Source organism: uncultured Mucilaginibacter sp. (genome assembly GCF_913773635.1).
In the GTDB taxonomy this organism is placed as follows: domain Bacteria; phylum Bacteroidota; class Bacteroidia; order Sphingobacteriales; family Sphingobacteriaceae; genus Mucilaginibacter.
This window is the reverse complement of the sequence record NZ_CAJYGQ010000007.1, coordinates 86059-108329: the sequence shown is the minus strand read 5'-3', so window position 1 is coordinate 108329 and position 22271 is coordinate 86059. Positions and strand designations below refer to the sequence as shown.

15 protein-coding genes are annotated in these 22271 nt (G+C 43.7%); 9 read left to right on the top strand and 6 right to left on the bottom strand.

All coding sequences use genetic code 11. From position 1 onward, the window contains the following. Position 1 precedes the first annotated feature (1 nt). Entirely contained in the window at positions 2-1477 is a 1476-nt protein-coding gene (locus QZ407_RS08485) for a sigma-54 dependent transcriptional regulator (RefSeq protein WP_295769739.1), read from the bottom strand. A gap of 240 nt (positions 1478-1717) precedes the next feature. Here QZ407_RS08485 and QZ407_RS08480 point away from each other — a divergent pair, with 240 nt between their 5' ends. From QZ407_RS08480 to QZ407_RS08470, 3 genes are all read left to right on the top strand, one after another. After that, on the top strand, positions 1718-3373 hold the full coding sequence (locus QZ407_RS08480) for a glutamine--tRNA ligase/YqeY domain fusion protein (RefSeq protein ID WP_295769737.1): 1656 nt from the start codon (positions 1718-1720) through the stop codon (positions 3371-3373). Positions 3374-3569: 196 nt separating this feature from the next. Beyond that, positions 3570-4337, top strand: a complete 768-nt coding sequence (locus QZ407_RS08475) for an exodeoxyribonuclease III (RefSeq protein ID WP_295769735.1) — start codon at positions 3570-3572, stop codon at positions 4335-4337. Between the two features lie 50 nt (positions 4338-4387). Continuing rightward, positions 4388-4885, top strand: a complete 498-nt coding sequence (locus tag QZ407_RS08470; protein WP_295769733.1) for a DUF2059 domain-containing protein — start codon at positions 4388-4390, stop codon at positions 4883-4885. On the opposite strand, the gene QZ407_RS08465 is transcribed toward QZ407_RS08470, so the two are convergent. Beyond that, the gene (locus tag QZ407_RS08465; RefSeq protein ID WP_295769731.1) at positions 4879-5502 is read right to left on the bottom strand and encodes a hypothetical protein; all 624 of its coding nucleotides are present in this window, start codon (positions 5500-5502) and stop codon (positions 4879-4881) included. The two genes, QZ407_RS08470 and QZ407_RS08465, sit on opposite strands and share 7 nt — an antisense overlap. Before the next feature lie 75 nt (positions 5503-5577). Between QZ407_RS08465 and QZ407_RS08460 the strand changes: the two genes are divergently transcribed. Further along, entirely contained in the window at positions 5578-8181 is a 2604-nt protein-coding gene (locus QZ407_RS08460; protein WP_295769729.1) for a ligase-associated DNA damage response DEXH box helicase, read from the top strand. 248 nt (positions 8182-8429) lie between these two features. On the opposite strand, the gene QZ407_RS08455 is transcribed toward QZ407_RS08460, so the two are convergent. Both QZ407_RS08455 and QZ407_RS08450 read right to left on the bottom strand, forming a co-directional pair. Then, positions 8430-8804: an MmcQ/YjbR family DNA-binding protein gene (locus QZ407_RS08455; protein ID WP_295769726.1), complete on the bottom strand. Its 375-nt coding sequence runs from the start codon at positions 8802-8804 to the stop codon at positions 8430-8432. Between the two features lie 124 nt (positions 8805-8928). Then, positions 8929-10845, bottom strand: a complete 1917-nt coding sequence (locus tag QZ407_RS08450; protein WP_295769723.1) for a von Willebrand factor type A domain-containing protein — start codon at positions 10843-10845, stop codon at positions 8929-8931. An 89-nt stretch (positions 10846-10934) separates the two neighbouring features. Between QZ407_RS08450 and QZ407_RS08445 the strand changes: the two genes are divergently transcribed. The 4 genes from QZ407_RS08445 (at position 10935) to QZ407_RS08430 (ending at position 16898) form a co-directional block, all read left to right on the top strand. Further along, the gene (locus QZ407_RS08445; protein WP_295769722.1) at positions 10935-11516 is read left to right on the top strand and encodes a sigma-70 family RNA polymerase sigma factor; all 582 of its coding nucleotides are present in this window, start codon (positions 10935-10937) and stop codon (positions 11514-11516) included. Next, the gene (locus QZ407_RS08440; protein WP_295769720.1) at positions 11506-12822 is read left to right on the top strand and encodes a TonB family protein; all 1317 of its coding nucleotides are present in this window, start codon (positions 11506-11508) and stop codon (positions 12820-12822) included. The genes QZ407_RS08445 and QZ407_RS08440 overlap by 11 nt, the downstream gene beginning before the upstream one ends. A 63-nt stretch (positions 12823-12885) precedes the next feature. Continuing rightward, positions 12886-14127, top strand: coding sequence for a peptidase T (pepT, locus tag QZ407_RS08435; RefSeq protein WP_295769718.1), 1242 nt, complete (start codon positions 12886-12888; stop codon positions 14125-14127). A gap of 431 nt (positions 14128-14558) precedes the next feature. Continuing rightward, positions 14559-16898 (top strand): tetratricopeptide repeat protein, encoded by a 2340-nt coding sequence (locus tag QZ407_RS08430; RefSeq protein ID WP_295769716.1) that lies wholly within the window; start codon positions 14559-14561, stop codon positions 16896-16898. A 213-nt stretch (positions 16899-17111) separates the two neighbouring features. Here QZ407_RS08430 and QZ407_RS08425 read toward each other — a convergent pair whose 3' ends face one another. Then, positions 17112-18419, bottom strand: coding sequence for an amidohydrolase family protein (locus QZ407_RS08425; RefSeq protein ID WP_295769714.1), 1308 nt, complete (start codon positions 18417-18419; stop codon positions 17112-17114). 24 nt (positions 18420-18443) lie between these two features. Further along, positions 18444-21539 (bottom strand): amidohydrolase family protein, encoded by a 3096-nt coding sequence (locus QZ407_RS08420; protein ID WP_295769712.1) that lies wholly within the window; start codon positions 21537-21539, stop codon positions 18444-18446. 238 nt (positions 21540-21777) lie between these two features. Here QZ407_RS08420 and QZ407_RS08415 point away from each other — a divergent pair, with 238 nt between their 5' ends. Next, on the top strand, positions 21778-22224 hold the full coding sequence (locus tag QZ407_RS08415) for a cytochrome B (RefSeq protein ID WP_157542544.1): 447 nt from the start codon (positions 21778-21780) through the stop codon (positions 22222-22224). The last annotated feature ends 47 nt before the right edge of the window (positions 22225-22271 follow it).

The window sequence follows — 22271 nt, the reverse complement described above, 5'->3', positions numbered from 1 at the left end:
ACTACTTGCCTAAGTTAATTGCCTTCATTTTATTGTACAGCGTTTTACGGTCTATTTTTAAAATTTCGGCCGCCTTGGTTTTGTTAAAATTAACCTCTCGCAAAACCTTTAAAATAGTTTCATACTCCGCTTCAAGGGCTGCATTCTTTAAGTCGTGGCGCACTTCTTTAACCGGTGCCGGTGCCGAAGACTGCTCCTGGTGCATACCTACAAATGTTGCCGAATTGGTTGGCCCATCCATAGGCATCCTGCTATAAGCAAGCATTTCCAGCGGCAACGCCTTCATTTGTATTTCATCGCCCTCGCTCAATAGCGTGGCTCGACGTATAACATTTTTAAGCTCACGAATATTACCCTGCCATCTGTAGTTCATAAAGCACTCCACTACCTCGGGCGACAGGCGGCTTACATTACGGCCTAATTCTTGGTTGGCACTACGTAAAAAATGCTCAGCCAATAAAATAATATCATGTCCACGTTCGCGCAGTGCAGGCATGTAAATGCTGAACTCGTTAAAACGGTGGTACAAATCTTCCCTGAAACGGCCTTTTTGAATAGAATCCTGTAAATTTTCGTTTGTGGCCACAATCAGGCGCACATCAAGGTCAATTTCTTTAGTTGAGCCAATACGTTTTACCTTGCGTTCCTGTACGGTTCGTAAAAGTGCAGCCTGAATGTCATATGATAGGTTACCAACTTCATCTAAAAACAGCGTACCGCCGTTAGCCATTTCAAAATGACCTATTTTGGTGTAAAGGGCACCGGTAAAAGAGCCTTTCTCGTGGCCAAAAAACTCACTTTGTGCAAGCTCTTTGGTTAAAGATCCGCAGTCCATGGCAATAAAAGGCTGATCGCGGCGTGAACTATTAAGGTGAATGCTTTTGGCAACCGATTCTTTACCGGTACCGCTTTCGCCCATAATAATAACACTGTAGTTAGTTGGCGCTACAAGTTCAATTTGCCTTAACAGCTCTTTTGATGCACGGCTGTTGCCGCTCACAAACTCGTTAGACATTACTTGCTTACCCTTGTCTTTACTGCTGCCACCGGCTTTGGTATTGCTCACCGCTGCCGATGTTGCCGAAGCTTCCTGGTCGGCAGCTTCAAGCAGGGCGTAGTGAGTTTCAATAGCCTTGTTGATGGTAGTTAAAATTTCATCAGGGTATAACGGTTTTGTTATGTAGTCATAAGCGCCCATTTTAATGAGCTCAACCGCCATTTTTATATCAGAGTAACCGGTAATAATAATTACACCGGTTTTGGGGTAGTTATTTTTTATATACTTCAGCATCTCGCGGCCGTCGGTATCTTCCAAACGGTAATCGCACAGCACTAAATTATATTCACTATTTTTCAACTGCTCCATGCCGTTACTGCCGCTGGAGGCAGTGGTAACTTCAAAACCATTACGGGTTAAGAATTTAGACAGCAATAGTGCGGTATTTACTTCATCATCAATGATGAGGATTTTTTTCATAGCGGCAATTTACTCAATTAAAGGTAATCTGTTTGTTTCACTGGTAGCGTTACTTACAAAAATGACAAATTTTGTAGTTTTTTCCCAAGCATCACTCATATTTTTAACTATCAACTAATATTTCTTTTTAACTAAGTAAAACAGTTTTAAACTGTATGGCATATAAATCAAACTCACAATGCCACACACAGCCTGTAAGCGCTATTTTTTACTACATTTGCCTAAGTACACATACAAAGTATGACTGAAGAAAGAGCACTTAACTTTATTGAAGAAATTGTAGAGAACGACTTACAAACCGGCAAAAACAACGGCCGTGTACATACGCGTTTTCCTCCCGAGCCTAATGGATACCTGCACATTGGGCATGCTAAATCAATATGCTTAAACTTTGGGCTTGCGCAGCGGTACAATGGTAAAACCAATTTACGGTTTGACGATACCAACCCTGTTACCGAAGACACCGAGTACGTAGAAAGTATAAAAGAAGATGTACGCTGGCTTGGCTTTGAGTGGGCTAACGAACTGTATGCATCTGATTATTTTGATGTACTGTACGCATTTGCCTTAAACCTGGTTAAACAGGGTTTAGCTTATGTTGATGATAGTACTCCCGAAGAAATAGCGGCTCAGAAAGGTACGCCTACCGAGCCCGGCACCCCTAACCAGTACCGCAGCCGCAGTATTGAAGAAAACGTGCAGCTTTTTGAAGAAATGAAAGCGGGTAAATACCCTGATGGTGCTAAAGTACTGCGTGCCAAGGTTGACCTGGCTTCACCTAACATGCATTTGCGCGATCCGCTGATGTACCGCATACGTCATGCCCACCATCACCGTACCGGTGATAAATGGTGCATTTACCCAATGTATGATTTTGCTCACGGCCAATCAGATGCTATTGAGGAAATTACGCACTCTATTTGTACGCTTGAGTTTATTCCGCATCGCCCGCTTTATGAGTGGTTTATTGATAAGCTCGAAATTTTCCCTTCGCGCCAGTATGAGTTTGCCCGCTTAAACCTTACCTACACGGTAATGAGCAAGCGCAAGTTACTGCAACTGGTAAATGAAGGCCATGTTGAGGACTGGGACGATCCGCGCATGCCTACCATCAGCGGCTTACGTCGTCGTGGTTATACGCCGGCATCTATACGCGAATTTTGTGAGCGCATTGGCGTAGCCAAGCGCGAAAACCTAATAGACGTAGGTTTACTGGAGTTTTGTATCCGCGAGGATTTAAATAAAACTGCATGGCGCCGCATGGTCGTTTTGGATCCTATTAAACTCATTATCACCAACTACCCCGAAGGGCAAACCGAAACCCTGCATGGCGAAAACAATCCGGAGGTTGAAGGTGGCGAAGGCGGACGCGATATTCCGTTTAGCAACGAGCTGTATATTGAGCGCGAAGACTTTATGGAAGTTCCGCCTAAAAAATTCTTCCGCCTGGGGGTTGGCCTTATGGTACGCTTAAAACACGCTTATATTGTAAAATGTGAGAGCTTTGTGAAAGATGCCGACGGCAACGTAACAGAGGTGCATTGTACTTACATCCCCGAATCAAAATCGGGTAATGATACCAGCGGCATTAACGTTAAAGGTACCATACATTGGGTAAGCGTACCCGGCGCAAAAACTGCCGAGGTACGTTTGTACGACCGCCTGTTTAAATCAGAAAATCCGGCTGCAGAAGAGGGCGACTTTAAGGATGACCTCAACCCTAACAGCTTGCAAATTATAAATGCCTTTGTTGAACCCGATTTGGCTGAGGCCTTACCAGGTAAGGGATACCAATTTATCCGCAAAGGATACTTTACGCTTGACAAGCTTTCAACCGATGAAAAGCTGGTGTTTAACCGCACCGTTACGTTGAAAGACGGCTGGGTGAAGAAGTAAGTAGCGAAGGTTGGTGGTACCACCAACATCAGGCTGCACAAAAAACAAACATGTCATCTCGAACGATAGTGAGGGATCTTTTCGAATTGATAAGCTAATAGCTTCGAAAAGATTTATCCTTCGTCGGAATGACATTCTTTTTTAAAAATAATTAGTTAATGGTTGGTGTTGTAACCCAATCACGCATTAAGTTGATATGAAAATTGTTACTTATAACGTAAACGGCATACGTTCGGCCATCACCAAAGGCTGGCTTACCTGGCTGCAAGCTATTGATGCCGATGTTGTTTGCTTACAGGAAATTAAAGCTACACCCGAAGTACTTACCGACTTGTTTTTGGTTGAGCAGTTGGGTTATCAGCATTACTGGTATCCGGCACAAAAAAAGGGTTACAGCGGTACGGCTATTTTTACTAAACACACCCCCAAGCATGTTGAATACGGTTGCGGTATTGAAGATTTTGATAATGAAGGCCGCTGCATAAGGGTTGATTTTGAAGACATTTCGGTAATGAGTGTATACTTTCCCTCAGGCTCAAGCGGTGATGAGCGCCAGGTTTTTAAATACCGTTTCTTAGATGAGTTTGGCGAATACCTCAATCAGTTGAAATGGGCTTACCCAAAACTGGTAGTTTGCGGCGATTATAATATTTGCCACAGACCTATTGATATACATAACCCCAAATCAAACGCAAATTCATCGGGCTTTTTACCCGAAGAGCGCGCCTGGATGGATCGCTTTATCGAAATGGGATTTGTAGACAGCTTCCGTTATCTTAACCAGGAACCGCATAATTATACATGGTGGAGTTTCAGAGCTAACGCCCGGGCAAAAAACCTGGGATGGCGCATTGATTATAATATGGTTACTGCCGAGTTGCAAAGCGCTATTAAACGTGCCGCCATATTACCTGAAGCCCGCCATTCAGACCATTGCCCGGTTTTACTCGAACTGGATGTTTAAGTATCTGACAGCCCTTTATTTCTATATCAATACACCTAAACATCCGCCTTATGATCACTAAGAAACTAATACTTTTCACTGCCATAATATGCGCATTCGTTAGCACGGCTAACGCGCAACAAGCTCCTGTATCATCCGTTACTAATACAACCATACCCGCTTCAAGGCTGCAGGCAGCAGCAGACATGCTGGCGGCAACCGGACTTTCAACCCAAATGGATGGCATGTATAAAAGCATGATTGACGCCAGCAGTACTCAAATACCGGCCGAAAACAAAGAGAAGTTCAGCCAAATATTAAAAAGCTTTCTTAAAAAATACATGAGTTATGACATGCTAAAGAATGATCTTGCCAAAATTTATGCTGAAGAATTTACCGAACAGGAACTTAAAGACATTACCAAATTTTACTTAACCCCAACCGGTAAAAAAGTAAATCAAAAGCTATCAGCATTAATGCAACGGGGCATTCAGTTAGGGCAAAGCCGTATGCAGGCACATTTGCCTGAGTTTCAGGAAGAGCTTAAAAAAGCCTTTCCCGGTCAGTAAATATTTAAGTTGTCATAAAACGGCAGGTAGGTGCCCGCGGGTTTAACATCAGGAATAAACACCATTATTGCCGTGCACTTTTGCTCGTTGTTTATTTCGAAGGCTATGCCGTTGGCCTGGTAAATTTCAAACCTTTTCAAGTCTTTTTTAAACCATGCTGTCTTTGTAGGCTGATATAGATCTTCAATCTGCTCAAAGCTTGATCCTACCTTAACGCTGTCTTTAGTAACAAACCATGGCGATGTAATTCTTATTTGTTTTACACGACTGGTTTCATCCTCAGTACCCATTTGCCGCGAGGTAAATATCATTGTTTCGTAACTTGTACTATCATGGTTGGCATACCATACTGACATTGATTTACCCATGGCAGCATCACCTGCATCAGGGCGGCCCAAGCGCCGGGTAACATCGGCACCGTTATCATTTAATGCAGTTTGCCCAATGGATTTACCTGGGATGATGAGCTGGTTGTTGGATACGGAATTCTTTTCAAGCTCAGTACTAGTGCTGCTTGACGTAACAGTGGTCTCTTCAGCTTTTACATTTTTTGAAGCGGGCTGATTGCAAGCCATAAAGCTTACAGCAGCGAGGAGTAAAACAGTAAATCGTGCCATAATATAGTTATACAATTTTGACGCTGTTAGTGTTCAACTGCAACCAAATAAAGGTTGCTTTGTATTATTACATCAATGAACAGCAAAGGGCAGCAAATAATAGGCAACTGGTTTAAGCAAAAAGGCTGGCGGCAGTTTCCGTTTCAACAGGAAATGCAGGATGCCTACCTTGCCGGCTACTCGGGTTTGCTTAATGCCCCTACGGGTAGTGGTAAAACATTCGCCCTGTTTTTGCCCTTTTTGGTTGGCTATATTAATCAATACCCTGATACGTTCCAAACCCGTACAAACAACGGCTTGCTAATGCTGTGGATAACACCTTTACGAGCGTTAACCAATGATATACGAAAAGCCATGCAAGAGGTGTGCGATGAGGTTGGCCTACCCTGGCGCATAGGTACCCGCACCGGCGATACATCCGCTGCCGAAAAGCAGGCCCTGCGCAAGAAGCTTCCGGAAGTGTTGCTTACTACTCCTGAAAGCTTGCACCTGATGCTGGCTCAAAAAGATTATCCAAGTGTTTTCAAAAACTTAAACGTTGTTGTAATTGATGAGTGGCATGAATTACTTGGAACCAAGCGCGGTGTACAAATAGAATTGGGGCTATCAAAACTTCGCCACCTCTCTGTTACGGGTCCTCGGCTGCCCGAAAAAAAAGCACCAGCTAAAAGTCCGACATCTGAAACCCTGCAACCGCCAACAGGACAAATGAAACTCCAAACATGGGGTATTAGTGCTACCATCGGTAACCTCGAACAAGCGGCCGAGGTATTGCTTGGCACCAGGTTTCCGCCTGAGCAAATGAAGATGGTGCGTGCGCATATTGAAAAGAAACTCGATATACGATCAGTTATTCCGCAGGATGTGGAGAACTATTCGTGGACCGGGCACATTGGCTTAAAACTCCTGCCCGAGGTAATGGAAATTGTAGCCAATAGTAAAACTACGCTCATATTTACCAACACCCGTGCTCAATCTGAAATATGGTACCATGCCATACTCAATAATTACCCTGAGTATGCAGGCATAATGGCCATGCACCATGGGTCATTAGATAATGATTTACGCAACTGGGTAGAACAAGCCCTGCACGAGGGAACGCTTAAACTGGTGGTTTGTACTTCCAGTCTTGACCTGGGGGTGGATTTCAGACCGGTTGATACGGTGGTTCAGGTGGGCAGCCCTAAAGGTGTGGCCCGTTTTATGCAACGAGCCGGGCGTAGCGGTCACCATCCGGGGGCAGTTTCACGGGCGTACTATATTCCTACGCATTCGCTGGAGTTACTGGAAGGGGCAGCACTAAAACAAGCTATTGCCAACCAGCAGTTTGAAAGCCGCGACCCGGTTTTGCTGGCTATTGACGTACTTATTCAGTACATGGTAACGCTGGCCGTATCTGACGGCTTCAGGGCCGACGAGCTTTACGAAGAGGTAAAAACTACCTACGCCTTTGCCGATTTACGCCGTACCGAGTTTAACGAATTGCTTGGCTTCATCACTACCGGTGGCGCCACGCTGTCACAGTACGATGAATTTTTAAAGGTAGAAGTTGAGGACGGATTGTACAAAGTTAACAGCCGGCGCGTGGCTATGCGTCACAGATTTAGCATAGGCACTATTACCAGCTATGCAACGCTTAGGGTAAAAATGTTGCATGGCGGCTCATTAGGATCAATTGAAGAAGGCTTTGTTGCCAAACTTAAACCCGGCGATACTTTTTGGTTTGCCGGCCGTAGTCTTGAATTTGTACAGCTGAAAGACATGACGGCCATTGTAAGGAAATCAAGCAAGGCAAAGGGCCTTATACCCAGTTGGGCAGGCGGCCGTATGCCCCTCTCTTCGCAGCTATCATCAGTACTACGCGACAAGTTAGACGAGGTTGCCCAGCATTTAGAAAAAGATGAGGAGGTAGTAGCCTTACGCTCACTTTTTAACCTGCAGGAGCAGCTATCGCATCTTCCGCGCAAAACCGATTTGTTGATTGAATCTTTCGAATCGCGGGATGGTTTTCACCTTTTTGTTTATCCGTTTGAAGGGCGACTGGTTCACGAGGGAATGGCGTCATTGATTGCTTACCGTATGGGTAAAATACGAAAGGCAACCTACAGCATTGCCATGAACGACTACGGCTTTGAGCTACTTACCGATGAACCTATACCGTTAATGGAAGCTTTGGAAGAAGATCTGTTTACCATTCATAATTTGTTAGATGATATTCAACATAGCCTTAACGCCAATGAAATGGCCAGGCGACGCTTTAGAGATATTGCTCAAATTGGCGGATTGATTTTCAACGGGTATCCCGGTCAGCCATTGAAAAACCGGCACTTACAGGCCAGCAGTGGTTTATTGTTTGATGTTTTCAGAGAGTATGAGCCGGATAATTTGCTGGTAAGGCAGGCATTTAATGAGGCGCTGGCCTTTCAGTTAGAAGAATTCAGGTTGCGTGAGGCCTTACAGCGTATTCAAAAACAAGAGATAGTTATCAAGGTACTTGAACGGCCAACGCCATTTGCCTTTCCTATTATGGTTGATCGTCTTCGTGAGAAGATAACAATGGAAAGCCTGGAAGAGCGTGTTGCTAAAATGGCCCGCACTTACAACGCTCATGAAAACTTTGACGAGCCTATGGAACCAACGCCCGAACCTGTGAAACCACGCCGACGCAAGCGCCCTTAGCCGGTACCATATATTTTGAGTACTCAATTCTTACCCTTTTTGGGGCAAGGCTTCCTCACTCTTTCACTATTGATAGTAACAAAGTCGTTGTAACCCTTCATAAAGGGCACTTTTTAATTGTGGAATGCGTTTTGTCTTAACCTCAGTAATTAATTTAACTTGTAAAGCCATGATGATTGCCCTAATTACCCTTTTAGTTGTTGCCAACGTTGTTGTAGTAGCTAACAACAAAAGAACTATTGTTTAAGCTAAGCATTTTCATTTGCCTGGTCATTGCCAAACAACTCCTGCTTAATTTTCTTCGGCAGGCTGTTAGCTATAAGTGTGTATGAGTGGTCTATCATCTCACATAGTTGCTTGCGGCTAAGTGACCCATCCATATAAACGGTGTTCCAGTGGCGTTTATTCATATGATAACCGGGCTGCACTTCAGTAAATTGCTCGCGCAATTCAACAGCCCGTTCGGGGTCGCACTTCACGTTAAAGCGGTTAGCCGTATCCAAACCAATCAATAAAAATAATTTTTCGCCAACTTTAAAAACCAACGTTTCCGGGCCAAACGGAAAACTCTCGTTTACCCCTTGCTTTTGCAGGCAATAGTTGCGTACATCTTCAATATTCATAAAGCCTCCATGCCCTAAAAAAAGGGACTTAAATTACATTCCTTTCAAATGTATTAAAGAAGGCTTGAATCTGTGTACACATTAAAAAAAATCTCCTTCGCATTTCGAAGGAGATTTCAAGTGTCTATTCAACAGACACTAAAGAACTCTTACCTAACAACTTTGCGCTTTCGGCCAGTTTTATAAACTCTGCACGATAGCCTTCATGGTCGTCTCCTTTGGCGGCGCGGGCTAGTTTAATAGCATCGTCGTACTTTGAATTTTGCTTAAATTCCGATTCGCGTAACAGCATACCCACTTCGGCTACAGCAGCGGCAAAGCGAAAATCCACAGAGGTGCTTTGCAGGCTTACAGGCTTATCTAAAATTATCGCCTGGCTTAATTTACTCGCCAATCCATTAGGCTCTTTGTAACGGAACTTGATGGTAAGCATGTCATTGGAAACATAATTTACTTTATCCTCCTGTTTTTGATACTTCAGTGGGTCTACACTATGGGTAAATCTATCATGTACCCCTGCCGGTATAATTTCATAAAGCGCTGTTACATTGTGTCCGGCACCCATATCTCCTGCATCTTTCAAATCGTTATTAAAATCTTCTTTGTTCAGCATCCGGTTTTCGTAACCAATAAGGCGGTAAGAGGCTACTTTAGCCGGGTTAAATTCCAGTTGTAGTTTTACGTCTTTGGCTACGGTAAATATGGTACCCCCAAACTCGGTCACCAGGGTTTTGCGGGCTTCTGTAATATTGTCAATATAAGCATAGTTACCATTGCCTTTATCTGCCAGGGTTTCCATTTTACTATCCTTATAATTTCCCATGCCATAACCTAGTACTGATAAAAACACACCACTTTTACGCTCCTGCTCTATCAGTTTTTCCATATCCTCATCTGTTGAAGCACCAACGTTAAAGTCACCGTCGGTTGCCAGTATTACACGGTTATTTCCTGCTTTTAAAAAATTTTGCTTTGCTGTGCGGTAAGCCAGTTTTATACCTTCGCCACCTGCGGTAGAGCCCCCGGCATGTAACCGGTCAATAGCATCTTTGATAGTAGTTTTTTGATTGCCTGGGGTTGATGGCAATATTAAACCGGCAGCACCTGCATAAACTACAATAGCTACTTTATCTTGCGGGCGCAGCTGATCTACCAGCATTTTAAGCGACGATTGCAATAACGGCAATTTATTAGGCGCATCCATTGAGCCCGAAACATCAACCAGGAAAACTAAATTAGATGCCGGCAGCTTATCAGTTTGCACCACACGTGCCTTTAAGCCAATGCGAAGCAGGCGGTGTTGTGAATTCCAGGGTGCTGTTGATAATTCGGTATGTATGGCAACCGGTTCGCCGTTTGAGGGGGTGGGCAGGTTGTAATTAAAATAATTAATCATTTCCTCAATACGCACAGCATCTTTTGGCGGCATTTGCCCATTATTAATAAACCGGCGCACATTACTGTATGAGGCAGCATCCACATCAACAGAAAATGTTGAAAGCGGGTTATCTTTTGGGTTTTGAAAACCGTTTTCAGCAACACCCTTATAGCTTTCCTCTTCTTGAGTACCGGGGTAACTGCCTACAATTGGCGTTACAAAGCGTTGGGATTTTACATTTTTACTTTTTGCCGTAGCAGCTAAACCGTAAACACGGCCCTGTAACTGGTTATGGATAGCTGCAGGCTCGGCACAAACTACCGAGGGGTTTGCATTCTGTGACAGAACTGCTATTTCTTTAAGGTTACTGCTTTGTGGTTTAAGATACACCGTTAACTTACTTTGCTTGTTCAGTACAATAGTATGCGTACGATACCCTAAGTACATAAACGAAAGTTTATGTATCCCTTGCGGAACCTGGATAGAAAATGCACCCTTAACGTTTGTTAAAACACTCGTTTTAGTATCATCTAATTTTACCTGTACCCCCATTAATGGTTGCTGGCTGTTTGCATCGTTAACATGGCCGGTAACGGTGCGGTCGGTTGCACGGGCGCTGTTTAAAATACCCAATGCAATAAATAGTAACAGAATTTTTTTCATGGCTGTTTAAGTATGGTTTTGCAGTAAGGATGCAGTTGCATACCAATTTCCATAAGCCGGATAAAAAAATTATTTTACAGCCATTACTAATGAGTTGGTTCAGTAAAAATATTAAGCCAGACACAGTGGGCGATGACGCACTGCTGCAACGCTACCGCCAAACGGGCGACCTAAGCGTGCTGGGCCAGCTTTACCAGCAATACATGCCGCTGGTTTACGGCGTGTGCTTAAAATACCTGAAGGATGAAGAGCAAAGTAAAGATGCCGTTATGCAGATATTTGAGGAACTCATTATCAAAATACACAAGCACGATGTGAAACAGTTTAGGAGCTGGCTTTTTGTGTTAAGCCGCAACTTTTGCCTTATGCAGCTACGCGCTAGCAAAAAAAACCAAACGTTGAGTATAGATGAGGTTATGGAATTTCCTTTTGTTTTGCATCATAATGATGATGACGCAATAAATAATGAAGCCGGCATACAACAATTAGAAAAGTGCATGCAGCAGTTATCACCTCAGCAAAAGCAGAGCGTTGATTTATTTTATATAAAAGAAAAGTGTTATAAAGAGGTGGCCGACATAACCGGCTACACCTTAAACGAGGTAAAGAGTTACATACAAAACGGAAAACGTAATTTAAAAATTTGTCTGGAAAATAGTCGTGAGCAATAAAACACCCGACATATTACTAATACAAAAGTACCTGAACGGAGAACTTGACGCACGTGCCATGCACGAGTTGGAACGCCGCGCGCTAAATGACCCTTTTTTAGCCGAAGCATTGGAAGGTTATCAGTTGATTGAAAAAAGCCAGGAGTCAAATCTTTCCGAGTTACAGCAAACCCTGCAACAGCGCATTGAGCCAAAGCATAAGCGCTTAAGCTTGTGGCCAGCCTTAGGCATTGCGGCATCAATACTTGTGTTTTTAAGCATTGGGAGCTGGTGGCTGCTCAACTATCGTCCTGCTGCTAATCAACCAAAGCTCCCAGCTGCCGATAAAACAACTGTTGCTAAAAATAAGCCAGCGGTATTGTCGGCCCCTCAACAATTTAAGCAAGAGCCTACTGCTGTAATTAAACCGTCGGCCCCGGCTACACAACGCTTTGTACAACCAGCACCCGTAACAGAAGCCAACGAGGCTGTAGCATCTTCAGCTATTGAAGACGATGTACAAATGAGATATCTTGTTCCGGGCAGGGATACTTCGGCAAAGATGAAAAGTGAACTGTTGACCGCTGAAGTTTTAAAGGCCAAAAAAGGGTTACAGGATGCTCAAAACGATTCGTTGCTAACAACAACGCTGCCGCAAGCTTTGGCCGGAAGAGTTGCCGGCATACAGATAAAAGCGGCACCAATTACGTCACCTCAAATAACTCTAAGGGGCACGTCGAGTTATAATAAACAGGTTAACCAGGCAAAAATTATAACAGGCCAAATTTTGGATGAAGATGGCAAGCAACCCTTAGCTGGCGTTACAGTAAAAGTAAATTCCAGCGGTTTGGGCGTTAATACCGATGCACAAGGCCGTTTTAAAATTGCCGCAACCGACAAAGATGAACTCAGCATTGCCTTTATCGGATACAATACACAACAAGTTAAACTGGGGAGTAAAGACAGCTTAAACGTTATCTTAAAGCAAAATCATCAATCACTATCTGAAGTTGTGGCTGTTGGCTATGGGCGCCCGCGTGAACCTCAGGATGTAATACAAGAAGCGCACCCTGCCAATGGCTGGCAAAACCTTTACAATTACCTGAATAAAGAAGCACGTGTAAGTAACGGCAAAACTGGTGTGGTGCGTTTAAGCTTTGTTGTTGGCACTAACGGAACACTCAGTGATTTTGAGGTATTAAAAAGCATGGGGATTGATATGGATGAAAAGGCAATTGATTTAATTAAAAACGGCACGAGGTGGCGGCCTAATGCCAATGGCAAGCCCGAAACAATAAAGCTTCGTATCAGGTTCCGTAAGGAGTAATTGCTCACTTAGCACGGTCAAGCCAAATAAAAATTTCATTTTTGCAACAAATATGCATTGCTTATGAAGCCATTAAACTTTACCGTTACCGAGCGTTTTTTACGTTACGTAACTATCGATACTCAATCTGACCCCGATTCTGCAACTTACCCTTCTACCGAAAAACAAAAGGACCTGGGCCATTTACTAGTGCGGGAATTACAGGAAATGGGCGTTAGTGACGCTCACCTTGATGAACATGGCTATGTATACGCCACCATACCATCAAACACTAACAAAAATGTGCCTGTAATTTGCTTTTGCTCGCATATGGATACCTCTCCTGATTGTAGCGGCCTTGGTGTAAAACCTATTATACATCACAATTATAATGGCAATAATTTAGTCTTGCCTGATGACACCACACAGGTGCTCAAACCAAAAAATCATCCCGAACTTAAGAACCAGTTAGGCAACGATATTATAACTGCCAGCGGTACTACCCTTTTAGGTGCCGATAATAAAGCGGGGGTGGCTGAAATTATGGACGCGTGCTACCAGTTGATGAATAACCCTGACATTAAACATGGTGACATCCGTATACTATTTACGCCTGATGAAGAGATAGGACGCGGTGTTGAAAAGGTTGACCTTGAAAAATTGGGTGCATTTGCCGCTTACACTATTGACGGTGAAACAGCCGGGAATATGGAGAATGAAACGTTTTCGGCCGATGGTGCAAAACTTATTATTAAGGGTGTAAGTGCACATCCCGGCTTTGCCAAAGGACAAATGCAAAGTGCTATTAAAATAGCCGGGCAAATTATTGCCGCACTGCCCTTTGAACTTTCACCCGAAGGAACAGAGGGAATGGAGGGCTTTGTGCACCCGGTTAACATAAGCGGTCATGTTGAACAGGCAACTATCGATTTCATTATCCGCGACTTTGATGAAGCCTTACTTACCCAGCATGCCGGTGTCATTAAATACGTAGCAGAACAAGTACTTCAAAACTATCCTGAAGCTACCTATGAATTTGTAGTAAAGGAACAATACCGCAATATGAAGCAGGTGCTTGATCAGCATCCGCAAATTGTGGAGTATGGTATGGAAGCTATTAACCGCACGGGGCTTAAGGCTAAGCTATGCAGTATACGCGGCGGAACAGATGGCTCCCGTTTATCTTTAATGGGGTTACCAACACCAAACATTTTTGCCGGCGAACATGCCTTTCACGGGCGGCAGGAATGGGTATCAGTTCAGGATATGCAAAAGGCTGTGGAAACTATATTACACCTTTGTGCAATTTGGGAAGAAAAAAGCTAGCCTTGATTTTGGCATGCTTTTTTTCCGGGTAGTAAAACCGGCTTGTATCAGTATGCACTATTTGCACGATAGTTGTAATTCAGTTTACAGTTTTTGCAACGTTAAAGCTTGGTGCCTTAAGCGGCTAATTAAACCATTGGTTTAATTACAGGTTTATATTGTGATTTACGGCAAACCGCACATTTGCAAAGAATTTATTTTGAGCTGCGTAATCTTACTCAATTTATAAATACATTAAAGTAAAACTGCCAAAATGAATACAATTTGTGCTCTTATGTACATGCTGGCAATGATAATTATTTTAAATCAGAGGCAATTGTGTACTTTAGCATTGGTTTAAATAGGTGCTTGAAAAACAACGATTTTTAACTACCAGTAAGATTGCTTGTGCACAACATTTATCAGAATAACGGATAAACTACTTTTACTACATGGGGAAATTATTACTTATTTTATCACTTATTTTACCCATTTGGGCAATTGCTCAAACTGCCGACACTTACATTCAGGCAGGTAATGCAAAAGATAAAATAAAAAATTATAACGGCGCCATTCAGGATTATACCCGAGCTATCCGTATTGATAGCACTAATGCAAATGCCTATTACTTCAGGGCTAACGCACGCTCAAACGTGCAGGACTTTAGTGGCGCAGTTAGTGATTTTACCCAAACCATAAGGCTTAAGGCTGATTACCCCGATGCTTATTACTATAGAGCCAATGCTTACAGCAATTTAAAGCAGTATGAAAGCGCCGTGCAAGACTATACCACCGCACTGCGTTACAAGCCCAACAATGCCGATATTTATCATTACAGGGCTAATGCAAAAGCCAACTTAAAAGATAATGTTGGCGCTGTGGCCGACTTTACCAAAGCTATTGAGCTTACTCCAAACAATCCCGACTTATTTATATACCGCGGTGTTGCCAAAAGCAATATGGGTGATAACGCTGCCGCCATTATTGATTACGATAAAGCCATCAAATGGCGCCCCAGCAGTTCAGAACTTTATTACTACCGTGCTAATGCCAAAGCGGCTTTAAAAAACTATAACGGCGCCATACTTGATTTTGATAAAGCAATTTCCCTTGATCCCAACAATGCCGAGGCATTTTATTACCGCGGCAATGCCAAAAGCAATATGGGTAATAACCAGGGAGCCATTATCGATTACAAAAACGCAATCAGGCTAAACCCAAAGCTGTCTGAACTATATCAGTATTTGGCAAATGCCAAAACAAACGCAGCTGACAATAAAGGAGCTATTGTTGATTACACCAAAGCTATTTCACAAAACCCTAAAAACGGCGAACTTTATTTGCGTCGTGGCGTAGCGTATTACAACACAGGTGATAAGGTTAAAGCACTGGCTGATTTAAATAAGGCTATCGAGCTTAAGCCCGAAGCGTATCCTGAGGCGTACCGCACCCGTGCAGGCATCCGTTATGATAATAAAGATTATGGCGGCGCAATTGATGATGCCGATTTTGCCATTAAAAGTAATGACAGTGACGAAAGCGCTTACGCAACCCGCGGTGCTTCAAAAGCAGCAATGAAAGATACTGCCGGTGCCTTGGCAGACTTTAATACCTCAATACAACTTAACCCGCGCAACAGTTATAGCTACTACATGCGTGGCAACATAAAACGCGATACGCGCGATTTTCATGGTGCTATTGAAGATTATACGCAAGCTGTAACCATAAGGCCCGATTACATGGATGCTTACCTGGAGCGTGGTAATATGTATGCCCGCACACGTAATTTCTCAGCAGCAGCGCAGGATTATCAGCGAGTTTTAAATAACTCTCCGCGTAGCGAAGAAGCCTATTTAAAACTTGGCGATGCGAGGGCACTTTTCCGTGATTACCAGGGCGCCATTGATACTTACAACTTAGGCTTTAAAATCAATCCTAAAAACACCGCCTTTCTTATACGGCGCGGGGTTTCAAAAAGCAAACTAGGTGATACGCAGGGTGCAGCCCGTGATTTTAACCAGGTTTTGCGTATAGATACTGGTTCGGCCGACGCCTATCAAAACCGTGGCAACCTCAAAGCCGGCTACGGCGACTATGAAGGTGCGTTAGCCGATATTAATAAGGCCCTGTCTCAAAAGCCCAATGAAGAAGGATATTTGTTTTTGGGTAATGCAAAAGCAGGCTTAAATGATTATTTAGGTGCAATTGACAGTTATAACAAAGCACTTGATATTAATACCAACAGCGCTAAAGCATATTATTTACGCGGACTTTCGAAAGCTAATCTTCCAGACTCATTAGGTGCCATGGATGATTTTAAAAAGGCTTATGAGAATGATCCGCAGGATGAAGATGTTTTTGTATACCGCGGTTTAGCTAAATTTGCATTGCAGGATTCTATAAACGCTATACAGGAATACAACACGGCAATTGATATGAATCCTAATAATTCGGATGCTTATTTATACCGGGGTTTGGCCAAGTACAAGTTGCAGGATTATCGTGGCGCAATGATGGATTACAACAACGCCATTCAAATGAACGCTGCCAATAAAATGGCTTTTTTACGCAGAGGCGAACTTAAGGAGTTTCAAAAAGATAACCGTGGGGCTATAGATGATTACACCTCGGCCATAGCTTTAGATACCCGCCTTCGCATGGCTTACTTCCGCAGGGGCATGGTGCGCGTTCAGGTATCGGCAGAGAAAAATAATGGCTGTCTGGACTTTAGTAAAGCCGGTGAATTAGGCCTACGCGAGGCATACGACGCTATTAAAAAGTATTGTAATTAACCACTATAGTAACTAACAAAAAGGGCTGCTTTCAATTAAGCAGCCCTTTTTGTTTCACTTGTATCTTTAGGAAGTATGCCTTGTTTATATTTTAATGACCTGATTGAAATTACATTCTACAACTAATGATTTTGAACCGCATATTAACTAAGTTCTATAAAAAAGTCCTTGCCTTATTCAGGCAAGGACTTAAAGTAGTTATTTGCGAAGCAATTATTTTACACCGTATTTTTCGCTGTAACGTTTGTAAAGCTGCTTGTGCAGGTTATCAAGGCTTATACTTTTACCTTGTATGTATGCATTTTCTACATCAAGGGTAACCATGTCAAGTGCATCTCCTGCCGAAATAAACAGGTTAGCATCTTTACCGGTTTCTAAAGTGCCGGTTGTTTTATCGATACCTAAAATTTTGGCATTGTTAAGGGTAATCATTGATAATGCTTGCTCCTTGCTTAACCCGTAACCAACTGCCTGACCAGCCTCAAAGGGCAGGTTACGCTGACGCCAGAAACCGGTTCCGGTCAAACCGTACAATACACCTGCTTCCTGTAACAGGTGAGGTAATTTGTATGGCAGGTAAACATCATCTTCATCCTTGTCGGGCAAAGCTTGTGTTTCTCTTATAATTACCGGTACATTGTTGTCTTTTAAAACATCGGTAACCAGGTACGAGTCCTTACCACCAACAATTACTACCTGTACTCCCATTTGCTTACCAAAGTTTACCGCTTGGATAATTTCTTTAGCACCGTCGGCAGTGATAAAAAGCTTTTTAGTGCCATTGAACAACCCTGCCATTGAACCTAAACGGGCATTGGTTACGGCTGGCTTTGCTTGTGCGTACGCCTTAGCTTCTGAAAATAAGCTTACAATAGCATCAACGGCTTTTTGAGCGCGCTCAGCAGGCGATTCCTGCCCGGCAGCTCCGGCACCAAAGCCTCCTCTGCGACCACGACCATTACGAACAACAGGCCATGTCAGGTGTACGGCAATATCCTTTTTATAGGCAGCATCTTCCCAGTTCCAGCCATCAAGCATCATTACTGATGACTGACCTGAAATGGTACCGCCCTGCGGAGTTGGCTGAGCCAGTAAAACACCGTTTGAACGCACGGTTGGAATAACCTTCGAATCGGTATTAAAAGCGATGAGCGAGCGCACATGCGGGTTCATTTCGCCTGTTTCGGTTTCATCGTCGGTAGCGCGTATAGATTCAAACTCTACCAAACCTAACGAGGTTACCGGGCAAATAAAACCAGGGTATACTTGTTTGCCGCTGGCATTTACTAGGGTAGCGCCGGCGGTATTTGGTGCCGAGCCTTCGCCAATGGCAGTAATTTTTCCTTTATCAAAAGCAATGTAGCCGTTGTTAATCACCTTGCCGTTGCCCACATGTATGGTAGCGCCGGTAATTACAACAGGGCCAGCTTGCGGCTTAGCAGGCATAATGGTGGCCTGACCAAACGCGAGGACTGTAGTTAACATCAATCCTCCAAAACCTAATATAAATTTCTTTTTCATGTTGATTTCTTTGAATGGATTGGATTATTGATGATTTTCAGCTGATACCTGTTTTTTCATACCGTTGTAATCATCGGCAATAATGTAGGCAGCATCTTCAACACTTTCGCACTCGTACAAACGAGGGCGTTGGAATGCAGGACGCTGCGTAGCAGCACCACGACCTTTAGACTCAATCATTTTTTGAACAATACGGCCTGCATCAGCTTTCATGGCCTTTTGCTTTTCGGCATCTTTTGCATAATCCCAGTAAGGCACACCATCAACATATGTTTTTTCAACTACGGCGTATATAGAAAGCGGGTTAGCCGACCATACTACCACGTCGGCATCTTTACCTGGTTTTAAGCTGCCTACTTTGCTGTCAATATGCAGCATTTTAGCAGGGTTAAGGGTAACAAGTTTCAGGGCGTCCTCTTCGCTCAACTTGCCATAAGTAATTGCTTTAGCAGCTTCCTGGTTTAAACGGCGTGCCATCTCGGCATCATCAGAGTTAAAACCTGTTACAACGCCAACCTCATGCATTAGCTTGCCGTTGTACGGAATAGCTTCTGCCACCTCGTATTTGTAAGCCCACCAGTCGCTAAATGTTGACCCTGCGATTTTACGGGCCTTCATTTTATCGGCCACTTTATAACCTTCCAAAATATGGGTAAAGGTGTTAATCTTGAAGCCCATTGAATCGGCCACGTGCATCAGCATATTAATTTCTGATTGTACGTAAGAGTGACAGGTGATAAAACGTTTGGCATCTAAAATTTCTACCAGTGCATCTAACTCCAAATCGCGGCGGGTGGTGCTGCCTTTAACGGCACGGGCTGCTTTGTATTCTTTAGCGCGGGTAAATGCATCAACATAAACCTGCTCCACACCCATACGGCTTTGCGGAAAACGTACGTTAGCATCGCCAAAAGATTGTGTACGATTTTTTTGCGTTACGTTTTCGCCCAGTGCAAATTTGATAAAGCCATCGCTTCCTGCAAATTTCATTTGCTCGGGCATTACACCCCAGCGCAGTTTAATTAATTGGGTTTGGCCGCCAATAGCATTGGCCGAACCATGCAGAATGTGTGAAGTAGTAACACCACCTGCTAACTGGCGGTAAATGTTTACATCTTCGGCATCAATTACATCGGCAATGCGCACTTCAGATGTTACCGATTGTGTACCCTCATTAATACCGTTTGAAGCGGCAATGTGCGAGTGCTCGTCAATAATACCTGCGGTGATGTGTTTGCCGGTGGCATCAATCACCCTGGCGCCGCCAGCTGCAAGGTTCTTGCCTACGGCTTTAATTTTACCACCTTCAATTAATACGTCGGCGTTTTGTAATACACCTTCTTTTTCATTGGTCCAAACGGTAGCATTTCTAAATAAGGTGGTTTCGGTTTTTGGCATCTCGGTGTTACCAAATGCACTAAAAGGATAGATCAAAGGGCCAACCACAGGAGCTTTAGTAGTTTGATCTGCACCGGCTGCTGCACCAGGGCCACGGCCTCCACGACCACCTGCCGGAGCCGCACCAGTATAAGTGGCCGTCCAGCTAACCGAACCGCCATCAGGCAGTGTACCGGTACCACGCAGGGCCAGCGGCGCTGTTGAGGTAATGTAACCGTTTAAGCGCACATTACCCGAAGGCTTATTTTTTAAGTCGAAGTATAAGCTAACCAAATCTCCTGTGCGTACTATGGTTCCCTGGGTACGGGTGCTATCTGTGCCGGTGCGGTTAATATTAGCAGTGTAAGCACCCGGGGTGCCGCCTATAACCAATGTAGTGTTAGCCAAACCGCTTCCACTCAGTGTGTAAGTACCGCGGAGGTCACTTACATCCATTTTGCTCACTACAAATTTTTGGCCTTGTACCCAGTTTTCATAAATCACGTTATCGGCCTTAAATAGGGTGCCCGATGTAATAATGAAGTTAGCCAGTTTACCTTTAGCTAAAGTGCCTACCTTATCACTCACGCCTAATATTTGCGCAGGAACTTCGGTTAACGACATAAGCGCCTGCTTTTCGCTCAAACCATTGGTAATGGCGGTACGCAGGTTGGTCCAAAAATCGCGTGCATTGGTTAAGCCATTAGACGTAAGCGCAAAGCGTATACCTGCTTTTTCTAAAGCAGCGGGGTTGGTTGGCGCCAATTCCCAGTTTTTCAATTGGGCGTAGCCAACGTTGCGGGCGTCAAGTGCATCCTCAACATCAAATGCAGCCGGGAAGCTCAGCGGAACAATAAAGCTTGCATTTAACGCTTTAATGGCATCAATTCGCTGATACTCCTGACCATCGGTTTTATAAATGTATTGTTTGCCAAACTCTTTGGCAATTTTATCGGCACGGAGAACGCTTTGTACATCGCTCACCTCAAAAATTTGCGGCAGGGCTTGCGTGCGGTTAAACTCCGCTAACGATATGTTGTATTCTTTTTTTTGAGTTTTGTACCAGGCGGCATCATAATAAGTTTGACGCAGCAATGCAATGCTGCCCATTAATGATGACGGATAGTTAGTAGCAGCTGTGCCCTTACTGAATGAGTAATGCGCGGCGGCTTCGTCTTTAACCAAAACTTCGTTATCACTGGCATTGGCCAGAGTTAACACTGCCGATGTACCACGGGCAATACCATCCTGAACCAGGGCTTGCACAGCACCAAAACCGTTGCGCTTTAACTCTTCGGCACGGGTTGGGTTTACGTGAAACATTTTAACAGCCATAACATCGGGGCGTATAGCCTCGTTCCAACCGTAAGGACCGGGTTTGGTTGATACCGGCACAGCAGCACGGCCAAAGCCGCCGAAACCACCTGCCTGACGCGGGGCCTCGGGCATACCATAAGTGGTGTAGGCATCAATCAGCCCTGGGTAAATGTATTTACCCTTAAGGTCTACGGTTACATAACCCTTAGGAACTGACGCCCCTGAGGCCACAGATTCAATGTAACCATCTTTAATAATGAGCGTACCGTTGGTAATGGTTTGGCCGGCACTAACCACAATGTTGGCATTAGTGAAAGCGTATTGCCCCGAACGCACATCCCAAGAACCGTTTACAGGATAAGTTTCCTGCGAAAAGCTTTGGCGTGTAAGTAAGAGGGCAAAACAAGCGAGTAAAATTTTCTTCATTTTGCAGTTATTAGTTTAATCGCTTAAATATATTTAAATAACCGCCCAAATTTCACTGGCATTACATAAAATAGCTGCATTGTTACAAGTACAACACATAACAAATGTGCACTTACGCGCTACAGGTCAAATAAATATAATTGAGAGATAACAGCGCGACCCTCTTATATACAGGGCTCAACCTGATGAGGATGGATGATTTTAATTTCTTGTATATTTGAGCCAAACTTATAAACACATGTCTGCATACCAAATTATTAAATACCTGCACTCAGGTTTGCGTTTTGTTGTACTGATACTTATTGTATTAGCCATATTACAAGCTTTAGCCGGATGGCTGGGTAACAAAACCTATTCACAAGGCAACCGCAAGCTTAATATGTTTGCCATGATATCGGCACATACTCAATTTTTGTTCGGTCTTATTTTATACTTTGTAAGCCCGTTTGTGCAGTTTGGTAGCAACACCATGAAAGAAGCAACCACACGCTATTGGACAGTTGAGCATATTGCCATGATGCTGTTTGCCATTGTTTTGATTACTATTGGTCACAGTAAATCTAAAAAGGCAACTTTGCCGCAGCTTAAGCACCGCGCTATTGCCATTTTTTACATACTGGCAGTTTTAATAATCATTGTTGCTATTGTACAAAGCAAGCGTCCGTTTTTTTCCATAACAGGTTAAAACCAAGACAATAAAAAAGAAAAGCGCCGGTAATTAAATTACCGGCG

Bases quoted from the DNA above. Each gene is read 5' to 3' on its own strand.
- QZ407_RS08480 (WP_295769737.1), top strand. From the start codon at position 1,718: ATGACTGAAGAAAGAGCACTTAACTTTATTGAAGAAATTGTAGAGAAC.
- QZ407_RS08455 (WP_295769726.1), bottom strand. From the start codon at position 8,804: ATGAATATTGAAGATGTACGCAACTATTGCCTGCAAAAGCAAGGGGTA.
- QZ407_RS08475 (WP_295769735.1), top strand. From the start codon at position 3,570: ATGAAAATTGTTACTTATAACGTAAACGGCATACGTTCGGCCATCACC.
- QZ407_RS08425 (WP_295769714.1), bottom strand. From the start codon at position 18,419: ATGAAAAAGAAATTTATATTAGGTTTTGGAGGATTGATGTTAACTACA.
- QZ407_RS08460 (WP_295769729.1), top strand. From the start codon at position 5,578: ATGAACAGCAAAGGGCAGCAAATAATAGGCAACTGGTTTAAGCAAAAA.
- QZ407_RS08445 (WP_295769722.1), top strand. From the start codon at position 10,935: ATGAGTTGGTTCAGTAAAAATATTAAGCCAGACACAGTGGGCGATGAC.
- QZ407_RS08420 (WP_295769712.1), bottom strand. From the start codon at position 21,539: ATGAAGAAAATTTTACTCGCTTGTTTTGCCCTCTTACTTACACGCCAA.
- QZ407_RS08465 (WP_295769731.1), bottom strand. From the start codon at position 5,502: ATGGCACGATTTACTGTTTTACTCCTCGCTGCTGTAAGCTTTATGGCT.
- pepT (WP_295769718.1), top strand. From the start codon at position 12,886: ATGAAGCCATTAAACTTTACCGTTACCGAGCGTTTTTTACGTTACGTA.
- QZ407_RS08415 (WP_157542544.1), top strand. From the start codon at position 21,778: ATGTCTGCATACCAAATTATTAAATACCTGCACTCAGGTTTGCGTTTT.
- QZ407_RS08430 (WP_295769716.1), top strand. From the start codon at position 14,559: ATGGGGAAATTATTACTTATTTTATCACTTATTTTACCCATTTGGGCA.
- QZ407_RS08470 (WP_295769733.1), top strand. From the start codon at position 4,388: ATGATCACTAAGAAACTAATACTTTTCACTGCCATAATATGCGCATTC.
- QZ407_RS08485 (WP_295769739.1), bottom strand. From the start codon at position 1,477: ATGAAAAAAATCCTCATCATTGATGATGAAGTAAATACCGCACTATTG.
- QZ407_RS08450 (WP_295769723.1), bottom strand. From the start codon at position 10,845: ATGAAAAAAATTCTGTTACTATTTATTGCATTGGGTATTTTAAACAGC.